At 61.6% G+C, this 15,047-nt stretch carries 11 protein-coding genes; 8 read left to right on the plus strand and 3 right to left on the minus strand.

What is annotated here, in order from left to right:
• Positions 1–217: 217 nt before the first annotated feature.
• From J3P79_RS17755 to cobA, 8 genes are all read left to right on the plus strand, one after another.
• Positions 218–1,429 (plus strand): CmpA/NrtA family ABC transporter substrate-binding protein, encoded by a 1,212-nt coding sequence (locus J3P79_RS17755; RefSeq protein ID WP_434604674.1) that lies wholly within the window; start codon positions 218–220, stop codon positions 1,427–1,429.
• Positions 1,430–1,443: 14 nt separating this feature from the next.
• Positions 1,444–2,019, plus strand: a complete 576-nt coding sequence (locus J3P79_RS17760; RefSeq protein ID WP_025212689.1) for an ANTAR domain-containing response regulator — start codon at positions 1,444–1,446, stop codon at positions 2,017–2,019.
• A 249-nt stretch (positions 2,020–2,268) separates the two neighbouring features.
• Positions 2,269–3,480: a nitrate/nitrite transporter gene (locus tag J3P79_RS17765; RefSeq protein WP_039589025.1), complete on the plus strand. Its 1,212-nt coding sequence runs from the start codon at positions 2,269–2,271 to the stop codon at positions 3,478–3,480.
• Positions 3,481–3,489: 9 nt separating this feature from the next.
• Entirely contained in the window at positions 3,490–5,160 is a 1,671-nt protein-coding gene (locus J3P79_RS17770) for a protein kinase domain-containing protein (RefSeq protein ID WP_434604677.1), read from the plus strand.
• A 341-nt stretch (positions 5,161–5,501) separates the two neighbouring features.
• Positions 5,502–7,955: a nitrite reductase large subunit NirB gene (gene nirB, locus J3P79_RS17775; protein ID WP_434604679.1), complete on the plus strand. Its 2,454-nt coding sequence runs from the start codon at positions 5,502–5,504 to the stop codon at positions 7,953–7,955.
• Complete coding sequence (nirD, locus tag J3P79_RS17780) at positions 7,952–8,272, plus strand: nitrite reductase small subunit NirD (RefSeq protein ID WP_030141942.1); 321 nt, start codon at positions 7,952–7,954, stop codon at positions 8,270–8,272. The genes nirB and nirD overlap by 4 nt, the downstream gene beginning before the upstream one ends.
• The gene (locus J3P79_RS17785; RefSeq protein ID WP_434604682.1) at positions 8,269–10,986 is read left to right on the plus strand and encodes a nitrate reductase; all 2,718 of its coding nucleotides are present in this window, start codon (positions 8,269–8,271) and stop codon (positions 10,984–10,986) included. The genes nirD and J3P79_RS17785 overlap by 4 nt, the downstream gene beginning before the upstream one ends.
• Before the next feature lie 10 nt (positions 10,987–10,996).
• Entirely contained in the window at positions 10,997–11,752 is a 756-nt protein-coding gene (cobA, locus tag J3P79_RS17790) for a uroporphyrinogen-III C-methyltransferase (protein WP_434604684.1), read from the plus strand.
• Positions 11,753–12,397: 645 nt separating this feature from the next.
• Here the strand turns inward: cobA and J3P79_RS17795 are convergent.
• The 3 genes from J3P79_RS17795 to J3P79_RS17805 all read right to left on the minus strand — a co-directional run bounded on the left by J3P79_RS17795 (position 12,398) and on the right by J3P79_RS17805 (position 15,046).
• Positions 12,398–13,432, minus strand: coding sequence for an OmpA family protein (locus J3P79_RS17795; protein WP_434604686.1), 1,035 nt, complete (start codon positions 13,430–13,432; stop codon positions 12,398–12,400).
• A 107-nt stretch (positions 13,433–13,539) separates the two neighbouring features.
• Positions 13,540–14,130, minus strand: coding sequence for an RNA polymerase sigma factor SigX (gene sigX, locus J3P79_RS17800; RefSeq protein ID WP_025212681.1), 591 nt, complete (start codon positions 14,128–14,130; stop codon positions 13,540–13,542).
• Positions 14,131–14,221: 91 nt separating this feature from the next.
• Positions 14,222–15,046, minus strand: a complete 825-nt coding sequence (locus J3P79_RS17805) for a mechanosensitive ion channel family protein (protein ID WP_045155488.1) — start codon at positions 15,044–15,046, stop codon at positions 14,222–14,224.
• Between the last annotated feature and the right edge of the window lies 1 nt (position 15,047).

The raw sequence follows: 15,047 nt of genomic DNA on the forward strand, positions 1-15,047 counted from the left end.
GCGACGAAATGAGGCGGCGATTATAGCCGCGCAACGGCCTCGCAAGCGAGGCGCTCGCACAAAAGCGCAGCGCTGGCATATGCCTTGCACCTTTTTGGTCATCAGCGCCCCATGCCAACGACGGAATGAGTGACGCACTGTTTCAAAGGACAACGGCGTCGGCGTCCGGCCTCCCCAGGCCAGGACACGACGCTTTTTCATGTGGAAGGTGATAGCGATGAATGAAATTCCAGCCACGCCCCTGGCCTGGGTCAATGGCAGCGATGCCCCGGAAAAAAGCGCGGTCAACCTCGGCTTCATGGCCCTGAGCGACTGCGCCCCGGTGGTGGTGGCCGCCACCCAGGGCTTTGCCCAACCTTACGGCCTGACGTTGAACCTCAAGCGCCAAGCGTCCTGGGCCAACCTGCGGGACAAGCTGGTCAGCGGCGAAATCGACGCAGCCCACAGCCTGTACGGCCTGGTTTACGCCGTGCACTTGGGCATCGGCGGCGTTGCGCCCACCGACATGGCCGTACTGATGGGACTGAACCAGAACGGCCAGAGCATCAACCTGTCCCACGGTCTCCAGGCCCAAGGCGTGACCAGTCCTGAGGCACTGGAACGGCACGTGCACCAAACTCGCCCGAAACTGACCTTTGCCCAGACATTTCCCACCGGCACCCACGCCATGTGGCTCTATTACTGGCTCGCCGCCCAGGGCATCCATCCTCTCTCGGATGTCGACAGCGTCGTGGTGCCGCCGCCGCAGATGGTCGCGCACCTGCAAGCCGGGCGCATCGACGGCTTCTGCGTGGGCGAGCCTTGGTGTGCCAGCGCGGTAAAACAGAACCTCGGCTTTACCCTGGCGACCACCCAGACCATCTGGCCCGATCATCCAGAAAAAGTCCTGGGCTGCACCCGGGCGTTCGTCGAGCAATACCCCAACACCGCCCGGGCGCTGGTGATGGCGATCCTCGAAGCCAGCCGCTTCATCGAGCAAAGCGAGGAGAACCGTCGCAGCACCGCACAACTGCTGAGTGCTCCCGAATACCTCGACGCCCCGCTGGACTGCATCGAGCCGCGCCTGCTGGGCACCTACGCCGACGGCCTGGGCAACAGTTGGCAGGATCCCCATGCCATGCGCTTCCACGGGGGCGGCGAGGTGAACCTGCCGTACTTGTCCGATGGCATGTGGTTCATGACCCAGTTCCGCCGCTGGGGCCTGTTGCGCGAAGACCCGGACTACCTGGGCGTCGCCCGCCAGGTGCAGCAGCTCCAGCTGTACCGTGAAGCCGCAGCGGCGCTGGGCATAACCTCCCCAGGCCAGGACATGCGCAGCAGCCAACTGATCGACGGCACCATTTGGGACGGTTCGGATCCGGCCGGGTACGCCCGCAGCTTCAAACTGCACGCCTTGAGCGATGCGGCTCCCCTTCTCGCCAGCCGCTGACAGGAGCCACGACCATGCTGCGTATCCTGCTGATCAACGACACCGCGAAAAAAGTCGGTCGCCTGAAAGCGGCCCTGATTGAAGCCGGCTTCGAAGTGATCGACGAATCCGGCCTGACCATCGACCTGCCGGCGCGCGTCGAAACAGTGCGTCCTGACGTGATCCTGATCGATACCGAGTCACCCGGACGCGATGTGATGGAGCAAGTGGTGCTGGTCAGTCGCGACCAGCCGCGACCGATCGTCATGTTTACCGATGAGCACGATCCGGATGTGATGCGCCAGGCCATCAAGTCAGGTGTCAGCGCCTATATCGTCGAAGGCATCCACGCCGCGCGCCTGCAGCCGATCCTCGACGTGGCCATGGCCCGTTTCGAGAGCGACCAGGCGTTGCGTGCCCAGCTCCTGGCCCGGGACCAGCAACTGGCCGAACGCAAGCGCATCGAACTGGCCAAGGGCATGCTGATGAAGATGAAGGAATGCAACGAGGAACAGGCCTACACCCTGATGCGCCGACAGGCGATGAGCCGCCAGCAGAAGCTGATCCAGGTGGCTGAGCAGATTATCGCGATGAATGAGCTGCTCGGCTGAAAACCTTTCAGCGCCTGGCCTGCCCCTATCTGGCAGGTTGGCACAGATCTCGCTTAAGCAATCCCACAGGTAACCAACGGCGGTTGCCCCACCTACGACAAAGACGTCGCACACCCTACTTGCCTCTCTGGCGATCCGGGTTGCGGCGTTTTTTTGTTTTGGTCCTGCGGGACCGGTGGTGCGACCACAGGCGGCGCACTGCTCAAAGCACTGACTCATTTCTCGAGACTTTTACAGCTGAGGTGCGCGATGAATTCAAGCTTCTGGAAATCCGGCCACACCCCGACACTGTTCGCGGCCTTCCTTTATTTCGATCTGAGTTTCATGGTCTGGTACCTACTCGGCCCACTGGCGGTGCAGATCTCTGCCGACCTGCACCTGACTACCCAGCAACGCGGCCTGATGGTCGCCACGCCGATCCTGGCCGGCGCCGTGCTGCGCCTGTTCATGGGCCTGTTGGCCGACCGGATTTCACCAAAGACCGCCGGCATGGTCGGCCAGGTGATCGTCATCGGTGCGCTGTTCTGCGCCTGGAAACTCGGCATCCACAGCTACGAACAAGCGCTGCTGCTGGGCCTGTTCCTCGGCGTGGCCGGTGCTTCATTCGCCGTGGCCCTGCCGCTGGCGTCCCAGTGGTATCCGCCACAGCATCAGGGCAAGGCCATGGGTATTGCCGGCGCCGGCAACTCGGGCACCGTGCTCGCAGCATTGATTGCACCGGTCATGGCCGTGGCCTTCGGCTGGAGCAACGTGTTCGGCTTCGCGCTGATCCCGCTGGTGCTGACCCTGGTTCTCTTCGCCTGGCTGGCCAAGAACGCCCCCGAGCGACCAAAAGCCAAATCCATGGCCGACTACCTCAAGGCCCTGGGCGACCGTGACAGCTGGTGGTTCATGTTCTTCTACAGCGTGACCTTCGGCGGCTTCATCGGCCTGGCCAGCGCCCTGCCCGGCTATTTCAATGACCAATACGGCCTGAGCCCGGTCACCGCCGGCTACTACACCGCCGCCTGCGTCTTCGGTGGCAGCCTGATGCGCCCACTGGGTGGCGCCCTGGCGGACCGTTTCGGCGGCATCCGCACCTTGCTCGGCATGTACACCGTCGCGGCCGTCTGCATCGCCGCAGTGGGCTTCAACCTGCCGAGCTCCTACGCGGCACTGGCACTGTTCGTCTGCACCATGCTCGGTTTGGGTGCGGGCAACGGCGCGGTGTTCCAACTGGTGCCCCAACGCTTCCGTCGCGAAATCGGTGTGATGACCGGACTGATCGGCATGGCCGGCGGCATTGGCGGTTTCGCCCTGGCGGCGGGCATGGGCGCGATCAAGCAGAGCACCGGCAGCTATCAACTGGCGCTGTGGTTGTTCGCCAGCCTCGGTGTGCTGGCCTGGTTCGGCCTGCATGGCGTCAAGCGTCGCTGGAGAACCACTTGGGGTTCGGCCGCCGTCACTGCCGCGCGGGTATAACAACCAACCATGAGCTTGCAATTGAGTTTCGCCGAAGCCAGCGCCATCGGCCCACGGGAGGAAAACCAGGACGCCCTGCGCCTGGTCACCCCTGCCCCGGCCCTGGCCGCCAGCAAGGGTTACCTGTTCGCCATCGCCGACGGCGTGAGCCAATGCGCCGATGGCGGGCTGGCCGCCCGTTCGACTCTGCAGGCATTGGCGCTGGACTACTACGCCACGCCGCAAACCTGGGGCGTGGCCCAGGCGCTCGACCGGCTATTGTCCGCGCAGAACCGCTGGCTGCAAGCCAACGGTGGCGGGCAGCCGCTGCTTACCACCGTCAGCGCCCTTGTATTGCGGGGCCGGCGTTTTACGCTGGCCCACGTCGGCGATTGCCGGGTCTACCGCTGGCACGGCGATCACCTGCAACGCGTCAGTGAAGACCACGTCTGGGAACAGCAAGGCATGCAACACGTGCTCAAGCGTGCCCTGGGACTGGATCAACACTTGATCCTCGACTTCCTCGACGGCGAACTGCGCGAAGACGAAACCTTCGTCTTGCTCAGTGACGGTGTCTGGGCGGTCCTGGGGGACACGGCCATCGCCGGTATCCTTCGCGACCAACCGGACCTGGACCTCGCCGCGCAGACGCTGGTCAACGCCGCGCACCTGGCCGGCAGCCAGGACAACGCCAGCGCGCTGCTGGTGCGGGTCGATGCGGTGGGCGAAGCCAGCATCGGCGACGCGCTGATCCAATTGCAGCAGTGGCCTTTGCCCCCTGCGCTGAAGGCGGGCCAGACGTTCGAAGGCTGGCAGATCGAAGGTGCACTGGGCCAAAGCCAGCAATCATTGCTCTATCGAGTACGTGACGGCCAAGGCCAGCCCTGGCTACTGAAAACCCTTCCCGCGCAGCTACGGGACGACACCCGGGCCGGGCAAGCGCTGCTCTCGGAGGAATGGTTTCTCAAGCGGGTCGCGGGCAGGCAATTCCCCGAAGTGCATGGCCTTCCCCAACGTCAACATTTGTACTACGTGATGCGCGAATACCCGGGCGCGACGCTGGCCGAGCTGTTCAACCAGGGCGGGCCGCTGCCCCTGGCCCAATGGCAGGACTTGGCACAACGCCTGGTGCGAGCGGTGGGCCTGCTGCATCGACGGCAGATTTATCACCGCGACATCAAGCCGGAAAACCTGCACCTGGGCGACGACGGCGAATTGCGCTTGCTGGATTTCGGCTTGGCGTACTGCCCGGGCCTGTCCGAAGACCAGGCCAACGTCTTGCCCGGCACGCCCAGCTACATCGCTCCGGAGGCATTCGGCGGCACATTGCCTACGGCGCAGCAGGATTTGTACGCCGTCGGTGTGACGCTGTATTACCTGCTGACCGGGCATTATCCCTACGGCGAAATCGAAGCCTTCCAGCGACCGCGCTTTGGCGTGCCGGTGACCGCCAATCGATATCGACCGGACTTGCCCGAATGGCTTGGGCAGAGCCTGGAACGTGCCGTGGCGGCAGACCCGGCTCAGCGCTTTGAAACCGCCGAAGAATGGTTATTGCTGCTGGAACAGGGCGAGCGCCGCAGCTTGAGCGTAAGGCCCCGGCCGCTGCTGGAACGCGAGCCGCTGAAGGTCTGGCGGACCTTGGCGCTGGGGTCGTTGGTGGTGAATATTGTGTTGCTGTTCCTGGTGTTTCATGGGTGAGATCCGGTCGCGCCCATCGCGAGCAAGCTACCAGCTGCCACGCTCCATTACCGGGCAACACGCTTTGATTCGGTGCAATAAATCCCTCCCCAATCCGCTCAACCAGCCCGCCGCTCAATAAATTCGCGCCTTCGAGCCACTTGGCACAACCACTGCATGACCTCTCTCACCCTACATACAGCAACGCCTCCAACGATGAAGGCGGTGCTTCCCGAGAGAACGGGACCAGGACAAAGGCGTCCTCGCTAGCTTGCTAGCGGGACGCCTTTTTTGTTTTCGAAAAAATTGCCGAGCCAGCCTGACCGCCGTGATGAACAGGCCTGAGCTTGCGGAGAACCCTGATGAAAAAACTCAAACTGGTAATGATCGGCAACGGCATGGCCGGGGTTCGAACCCTTGAGGAACTGCTCAAGCTGAGCAACGAGCTGTACGACATCACGGTGTTCGGCGCCGAGCCCCACACCAACTACAACCGCATCCTGCTCTCGCCGGTGCTGGCCGGTGAGCAAACGTTCGAAGAAATCGTGCTCAACGACCTGAGCTGGTACCTGGACAACAACATCAAGCTGTTGCTCAACCGCAAGGTGGTGGAAATCGACCGGGTCAAGCGCCGGGTCATCGCCGAGGACGGCAGCGAAGCCGAATACGACCGCCTGCTCATCGCCACCGGCTCCACGCCGTTCATCTTGCCGATCCCCGGCAACACCCTGGACGGTGTGATCGGCTACCGCGACATCGCCGACACCCAAGCGATGATCGACACTGCCAAGACCCATAAGCACGCGGTGGTCATCGGCGGCGGCCTGCTGGGCCTGGAAGCCGCCAACGGCTTGAAGCTTCGCGGCATGGACGTGACCGTCGTGCACATCGGCGAATGGCTTTTGGAACGGCAACTGGACAAGACCAGCGGTCAGTTGCTGCAAACCGCCCTGGAAAGCCGTGGCTTGAAATTCCGCCTCTGTGAACAGACCCAGGCCCTGCACGACGCCGGCAATGGCCGGGTCGGCTCGGTACAGTTCAAGAACGGCGACATCATCCCCGCCGACCTGGTCGTGATGGCCGCCGGCATCCGCCCCAACACCGAACTGGCGGAAAAATCCGGCATCCCCTGCAACCGCGGGATCCTGGTCAACGACACGATGCAAACCTACGATCCGCGCGTCTATGCCATCGGCGAATGCGCCAGCCACCGTGGCACGGCTTATGGCTTGGTGGCGCCGTTGTTCGAACAAGCCAAGGTCTGCGCCAATCACCTCGCGCAACTGGGCTTCGCCACTTACAAGGGCTCGGTCACGTCGACCAAGTTGAAAGTCACCGGCATCGACCTGTTTTCCGCCGGGGATTTCATGGGTGGCGAAGGCACCGAGACCATCACCCTTTCCGACCCGATCGGCGGCGTCTACAAAAAACTGGTGATCAAGGACGACGTGCTGGTCGGCGCCTGTCTGTACGGCGATACCGCGGACGGTGGTTGGTATTTCCGCCAGATCCGTGAGAACCATGGCATCAGTGAGATCCGCGATCACCTGATGTTTGGAGAAAACGCACTTGGTGACGTAGGTCACCAGGGTCAGGACAAAGCCATGAGCATGGCCGACACCGCCGAAGTCTGCGGCTGCAACGGCGTGTGCAAGGGCACCATCGTCAAGGCCATCCAGGAACATGGGTTGTTCAGCGTTGACGATGTGAAAAAACACACCAAGGCCGCCAGTTCCTGTGGCTCCTGCGCCGGCCTGGTGGAGCAGATTCTGATCAACACCGTGGGCGGCGCAGCGGACGTCAAGCCGAAAAGCGAAAAAGCCATCTGCGGTTGCAGCGATCTCAATCACGGCCAGATTCGCCAGGCAATCCGCGACCAGCATCTGCTGACCATCGCCGGGGCAATGGGCTACTTGAACTGGCGCACCCCGAACGGCTGCGCCACCTGCCGCCCCGCCCTGAACTACTACCTGATTTCCACCTGGCCCGGTGAAGCCCACGACGACCCGCAGTCGCGCCTGATCAACGAACGCGCCCACGCCAACATCCAGAAAGACGGCACCTACTCAGTGGTCCCGCGGATGTGGGGCGGCGTGACCAACCCTTCGGAACTGCGGCGCATTGCCGACGTGGCCGACAAATACAACGTGCCTATGGTCAAGGTCACCGGTGGCCAGCGCATCGATTTGCTGGGGATCAAGAAACAAGACCTGCCCGGCGTCTGGAAAGATCTCGACATGCCATCCGGCCACGCCTACGGCAAATCCATCCGCACCGTGAAGACCTGCGTCGGCAGCGAGTTCTGCCGCTTTGGCACGCAGAACTCCACGCAGTTGGGCATCGAGCTTGAGCACGACCTGTTCAACATGTGGTCCCCGCACAAAGTGAAACTGGCCGTCTCCGGTTGCCCACGCAACTGCTCGGAAGCGGGCATCAAAGACGTCGGCATCATCGGCGTCGATTCCGGATGGGAGATGTACATCGGCGGCAACGGCGGGATCAAGACCGAAGTCGCCGAGTTCTTCGTCAAACTCAAGACCGCCGAAGAAGTGCGCGAATACAACGGCGCCTTCTTGCAGCTGTACCGCGAGGAAGCCTTTTACCTTGAACGCACCGTGCACTACATGCAGCGGGTCGGCATGGAGCACATCAAGAAAGCCGTGCTGGAAGACCCGGAGCGGCGCAAAGCGCTCCACGAGCGATTGAAGTTTTCCTTGTCGCTGGAACAAGACCCATGGAAACAGCGCCTGGAGCAGCCCCAACTGAAGAAAGAGTTCGAGGTCATCCCCGTGAAGAACCTGGAGGTGCCGGCATGAACTGGCTGGATATCTGCGCGTTGGACGAGATAAATGCCCTGGGTTCCCGGATCATCCAGGGGCCAAAGGGCGATATTGCGATTTTTCGTACCAGCGACGATGAAGTTTTCGCACTCGACGACCGCTGCCCGCACAAGGGAGGTCCATTGTCCCAGGGCCTGATCTACGGCAAGCGCGTGGCCTGCCCGCTGCATAACTGGCAGATCGATCTGGAAACCGGCCTGGCCCAAGCCCCGGACGTGGGTTGCGCCCATCACCACTCGGCCCGGGTCGAAAACGGCCGCGTGATGCTGGCCCTGCGGGAAGCAAGCTCATGAGCCGCCAGACCACAGCCTCGACCTGCTGCTACTGCGGGGTCGGTTGCGGCGTGTTGATCGAGCATGACGGCGAGCGCATCCTCGGCGTCAGCGGCGATCCCAGCCACCCGGCCAACTTCGGCAAATTGTGCAGCAAGGGCTCGACCCTGCACTTGACCGGCGACCTCGCCGCACGCGCCCTTTACCCCGAGCTGCGCCTGGGCAAAGGCCTGGCTCGGGCTCGCACCGACTGGGACAGCGCCCTGGACCATGCCGCCACTATTTTCGCCGAGACGATTGCCGAGCACGGCCCCGACAGCGTGGCGTTCTACATCTCCGGCCAGCTGCTGACCGAGGACTACTACGCCTTCAATAAACTCGCCCGGGCCCTGGTGGGCACCAACAACATCGACAGTAACTCGCGGCTGTGCATGTCCTCCGCCGTGGTGGGCTACAAGCGCAGCCTCGGCGCCGACGCCCCGCCTTGCAGTTATGAAGACCTGGAACTGAGCGATTGTGTGATGATCGTCGGCAGCAACATGGCCTACGCCCATCCGATCCTGTTTCGTCGCCTCGAAGAAGCAAAATCCCGCCGGCCTGAGATGAAAATCATCGTCATCGACCCCCGGCGCACCGACACCTGCGACCTGGCGGACCTGCACCTGGCGATCCTCCCGGGCACCGATGTCGCGCTGTTCCATGGGATTTTGCATTTGCTGCTGTGGGAAGACTGGATCGATCGCAGTTTCATCAAAGCCCACACCGAAGGCCTTGCCGATTTGAAGAATCTGGTGCGCGACTACACGCCTGCCATGGTTGCCCAGCTCTGCGGCATCAGCGTCGAGCAGCTGCACCAATGCGCCGAATGGGTCGGCACATCGCCCAGTTTCCTGTCGTTGTGGTGCATGGGCCTGAACCAGTCCACCGCCGGCAGCGCGAAAAACAGCGCGCTGATCAATCTGCACCTGGCCACCGGCCAAATCGGCCGGCCGGGCGCGGGACCGTTCTCGTTGACCGGCCAGCCCAACGCCATGGGCGGGCGCGAAACCGGCAGCCTGTCGAACCTGCTGCCAGGCCATCGCGAAGCCGCCAGCCCGGAACATCGCGCTGAAGTGGCCGATTACTGGGGCGTTGACCAACTGCCCGCGACCACCGGTTTGAGCGCCATCGAATTGTTCGAACAAGTGCGCAGCGGCAAGATCAAGGCCCTGTGGATCGCCTGCACCAACCCGGCCCAATCGATGCCGGACCAGGCCGCCGTGCGCGAAGCCCTGCAAGCCTGCCCGTTCGTGGTATTGCAGGAAGCCTTTCGCACCACCGAGACCGCCGCGTTCGCCGACCTGCTGCTGCCCGCAGCCAGCTGGGGCGAAAAAGAAGGTTCGGTGACCAACTCCGAGCGGCGCATTTCCCACGTGCGCCGGGCAATCAACGCACCGGGTGAAGCGCGACCGGACTGGGCCATCACCGTGGATTTCGCACAACGCCTGGAGAAACGCCTGCGCCCGGACCTGCCCAGCCTCTTCGCCTTTGAAACCCCAGCCCAGCTGTTCGATGAATACAAGCAATTGACCCGTGGTCGTGACTTGGATCTGTCCGGTATCAGCCATGCGCTGATCGATCAGCTCGGTCCCCAGCAATGGCCTTTCCGCGACGGCGCCACGGTCGGCACTGCCCGCTTGTACGTGGATGGGATTTTTCCTACCGAAAGCGGCCGTGCCCGATTTGTCGCCGACCCTTATCGCGCCGCCAAGGAACTGCGTGACGCGCGCTATCCCTTGACGCTGAATACGGGTCGCCTGCGAGACCAATGGCACGGCATGAGCCGCACCGGAACCGCTGCGCAGTTGTTTGGCCATGTGAACGAAGCAGTGCTTAGCCTGCATCCCGACGATTTGGTTCGCCATCGCCTGCAAACCGGTGACCTGGTCAGTCTCAAGAGCCGTCGCGGCAGCCTGGTCGTGGCGGTAGACAGCGATGAAAGCGTACGCCCCGGACAGGCCTTCCTGCCCATGCATTGGGGTGACCGGTTTCTCAAGGGCGGGGTCAATACCCTGACTCAACCGGCATTCGACCCGTTGTCAAAACAGCCGGAGCTCAAACACAGCGGGGTACGCCTGGAACCGGTGAACCTGCCCTGGCAGCTTTTCGCCCTGATCGAAGGTGATGTTCAACAGCATCTGGAGGCCCTGCGCCCCCTGTGCGAGGCGTTTTCCTACGTCAGCCTTAGCCTCACCGGTCGCGAACGTCCCGCGCTGCTGATTCGCGCCGCCAGCGCCGTCGCACCCGAACCGCAACTGCTACAGGCGATTGACGAACAGCTCGGCCTTATCGACGGGCCTGTCTTGGCCTATGACGACCCACGTCGCGCCATCGGCAAGCGGGTGCGGATCGAAAACGGACGCATCACTGCCATTCGCCTGGCCGGTGAAACCCTGGCCCGGCACTGGCTGCAGAACCTCTGGCTGGAAGGTCGTGCCGATGAGCAACTGCGGCGCTGGCTGCTGGCGCCGTTGAGCGCGCCGCCGGGCAACACCGGCGCCACCATGGGTGGCGGGAAAACCCTGTGCAACTGCATGAATGTCAGCCAGCGCGCGGTTTGCGCGGGTATCGAGCGCGGCCTGGATTTGCAGGGCCTGAAAAAAGAACTGGGCTGCGGCATGCAGTGCGGTTCCTGCGTACCGGAAATCAAGCGCCTGCTGGTTGCCTCCGCGCAACCGATGGCGGCTATCTCGTGAGGAAAACACTATGAACGCAAAAGTCTGGCTGGTAGGTGCAGGTCCCGGCGACCCTGAATTGCTGACCCTCAAAGCCGTGCGCGCCTTGGGCGAGGCTGACGTGGTGCTGATCGACGATCTGGTCAATGCCGCGGTGCTGGAGCATTGCCCCGCTGCGCGCGTCATCGCTGTGGGCAAGCGCGGCGGCTGCCGTTCCACGCCACAGGCGTTCATTCACCGGTTGATGCTGCGTTATGCGCGCCAAGGCAAATGCGTCGTGCGCCTCAAGGGCGGCGATCCGTGCATTTTCGGCCGGGGCGGTGAAGAGGCGCAGTGGCTACGCGAGCAGGGTGTCGAAGTGGAAATGGTCAATGGCATCACCGCCGGCCTTGCCGGAGCCACCCAATGCGACATTCCGCTGACCTTGCGCGGCATTGCCCGGGGCGTGACCCTGGTTACGGCCCACACCCAGGACGGCAGCAGCCTGAACTGGCAAGCCTTGGCGCAAAGCGGTACGACGCTGGTGGTGTACATGGGCGTGGCGAAACTGAGCGAGATTCGTGAGCAATTGCTGGCCGGTGGCCTGGCGGCGGACACACCTGTCGCCATGATCGAAAACGCCTCCCTGCCCCACCAGCGTGACTGCCGCAGCGACCTGGCCTCGATGGAAGCCGCTGCCAGCGCCTTCCAGCTCAAGAGCCCGGCGATACTGGTGATTGGCGCCGTGGCCGAAGCAGCCGAATTGGCCGCCTCACCGCCGGCTTGGACCCAGGTTTGCGCCCTCTAGCAGACACCCATCAGATCTGTGGGAGCAAAGCTTGCTCGCGATGACGATGGTTCAGTTAGACATGCATTGACTGACACACCTCCATCGCGAGCAGGCTCGCTCCCACAATTGGAACGGGGTATGACCGAAGAGCCAGGTCGGCTGCCAGGCCGCCATCGCGAGCAAGCTTTGCTCCCACAGATAAGATGGGTGTACGACCGAAAGAGCCAGGTCGGCTCTCAGGCCGCCTCGCTTTTGCTTTTGATCTGGAGGCCCCGTTAACCACGCTGGCCGAACGCAGGCATTGTGGAGTGGGCAATCCGGCATGGATGCCGGGTTAGCCGCGCTGGGCCATGGATGGCCCTTCGCGGCGGGCCCACGGAGCAATGCCGGAGAGAGGGCATGCCGAGCCTAGGCGAGGCACCGAGTGGTGGGGCAAAGCCTTTTTGGTTACTTTTTTGGCGTCTGAAAAAAGTGACCCGCCGTAAGGGCGGAACCCTAAGTAGCCGTTACCGCAGCAACGGATATGTACCCGATCAAGCCATCAGACCGCCATCGCGAGCAAGCTCGCTCCCACAGGTCTTGTGCTTCCCCCCCCGGATCTCCATAAATCGCAGGCAAAGAAAAACCCGGCCTAGGCCGGGTTTTTCCAAAGCTTCGGGCTAATTACTTAGCTTGGGCTTCAACCTGCGCTTCTACGCGACGGTTAACTGCACGACCAGCGTCAGTGGCGTTGTCAGCTACTGGGCGGGATTCGCCGTAGCCAACAGACTGAACGCGGGACGATTCAACACCGTACTGGTTGGTCAGAACTTGCTTGACGGCGTTTGCACGACGCTCAGACAGCTTCTGGTTGTAAGCGTCAGGACCGACGGAGTCAGTGTGACCTTCAACAGTGGTGCTGGTGGATGGGTACTGCTTCATGAAATCAGCCAGGTTCTTGATGTCGCCGTAGCTGTTTTCTTTAACAACAGACTTGTCGAAGTCGAACTTGACGTCCAGCTCAACACGTACGACTTCAGCAACAGCTGGGCAGCCATCAGCGTCAACAGTTACGTTGGCTGGGGTGTCAGGGCACTTGTCGACGTTGTCGCACACGCCATCGTTGTCGCTGTCGGAGCAGACTTCAGCCGGAGCTGGAACTGGAGCAGCAGCAGGCTTGGAGCCGCCACCGAAGTTCACACCGATACCGACGCTAGGAGCCCACTCGGTGTCGCCCTGGTCGATGTTGTACTGAGCTTCAACGCCGGCACGGGCGTAGAAGTTGTCGGTGAAATACAGCTTGGCGCCGCCACCAACGTTGGCGAAGGTAGAACGGTTACGACTGTTGCTACCGTTCTGGTCGATGCTCTGGTCGGAGAAACCGGCAGAGACGTAAGGACGCAGCATGTCGCCTGGGTTGTTGAAGTGGTACAGAGCGTCCAGAGCGGTGTTGGCGCCCTTGACGTTGGTGCCGTCTTCAGTACGTGCGTTGTGCACTTCGTCGTAGGCCAGACGCAGTTCAACGTCGTCGGTCAGGAAGTAACCAACCGAACCGCCGAACAGGTTGCCGTTGTTCTTGAAATCACGAGCGCTGTCGAACATTTCTTTCTTGGCGAAGCCTTCGATTTCAACTGCGCCTTGGCCTTGTGCCAGAGCGCCGAAAGAAGTGGCAGCAATCAAAGAACCAATGGCAAAGCCCAAGGTGTTTTTCAGTTTCATCCGTTAAATCCCCATCTGGTGATTGTGAAGCAGTCCCGCAAACCGGGGGACAACTCGGCGGCAAGTCTATCAGAACTTGCCTACACGTAAGAGATATTTGCACCGAACTAAGTTTCGGCAATGCCTGCAAATTTCTCACGCAGCTTATCGAGCGCGCGCTTGTAACGCATTTTTGTCGCGCTCAAACCCATATGCATTATGTCTGCGATCTCTTGGAATTCCAGTTCTGCGACAAAACGTAGCACCAGAATCTCCCGATCGATCGGGTTCACATAAACCAGCCAGCGATCGAGCCCACCCTTTTCCTCGGGCTTGGGCGCCTTTTCTTCAGACGCTTCCTCAAGGGGGTCAAGGCTCAACGCGTCCATTAACCGACGCTTTCGCCGTTCCTTGCGATACTGCGTGATGCATTCGTTGTAAGTGATGCTATATAGCCACGTCTTGAACTTCGATTTCCCCTCGAAGTTCTTCAAGCCGTACAGCACCTTCAACATCACCTCCTGACAGACATCATCAGCATCGCGATCGTTCCCAAGATACCGTGCACAAACATTAAATAATGTTCGTTGGTAACGGCGCATCAGCTCTTCGTAAGCGCGTGTTACGTGAAACAGCTCCGTATGCGCGCGCGCGACCAACTCCTCATCGGAGAGATCACGGGGGTCGTAGCGCGTGGATAGCGATTGGGGTTTGTTCAAAACAAGTCGGGCCGACAGTTTAGGTCAATGTGCGCCGCAGCCTGCGATAGCAGGCATTTTGCGGCGGCATACATTAGCAGGGTTTGCCGGGTTAGCGGCTACTCACATGCTGTTCCAGCAGAATCCGATTGGAAAGCGACACCAGCTCGCCCTCCTCGGTCAGCAATGTGGTCTTCACCGTGCCAATCTCTTCGATCTGGCCTTCGACCTCTCCAACACGCACTTGTTGCCCAACCTCATACAGCTCACGCACATAGATTCCCGCGAGAATCTGGCCGGCGATTTCCCGGCTTCCCAACCCCATGGCCAGCGCAACCGCCAGACCAACGGTAATCAAGACAATCACGATCACATGGTTGAGCAGGTCAGTCTTGACCTCCAACTGGCTGATCGCGACCGAAATACTGATGATAATGACCAGGCCCTGGGCGATTCGCCCGAGTCCCGAAGCATAGTCCAGCCCCACACCCTCTGCAGCGCCGCGCACCAGGCCGTTGGCCAGTTGCGCCAAGAGAACGCCCACCAGTAACACCAGGGCCGCGCCGAAGACCTTCGGCAAGTACAGCGCAAGCATGTCCAGGGTCGCTGAAACGCGCTCCAGGCCCAGGGACTCAGCCGCGGAAACCAGGAATATAAGCAGCACGAACCAATAGACGATCTTGCCCACCAGCGTGGAGATCGGGACCTGGATGCCGCCACGGGACAGGAGCTTGGTCAGCCCGGTGCCACCCATCAGGCGATCGAGGCCCAGCTTGGCGAGCAGCTTGGACAATAGCGTGTCCAGCAGCTTGGCCACGACGAAACCCAACAACAGCACCACCAGGGCGCCAAAGAGATTGGGGATGAAGTTAGCTATCTTGGTCCACAACGCAGTCATTGCCGTGACGAGGCTCTGAGTCCAGAGATCAAGTTCCATA

It is taken from the genome of Pseudomonas sp. R1-7 (assembly GCF_051132105.1).
In the GTDB taxonomy this organism is placed as follows: Bacteria; Pseudomonadota; Gammaproteobacteria; order Pseudomonadales; family Pseudomonadaceae; genus Aquipseudomonas.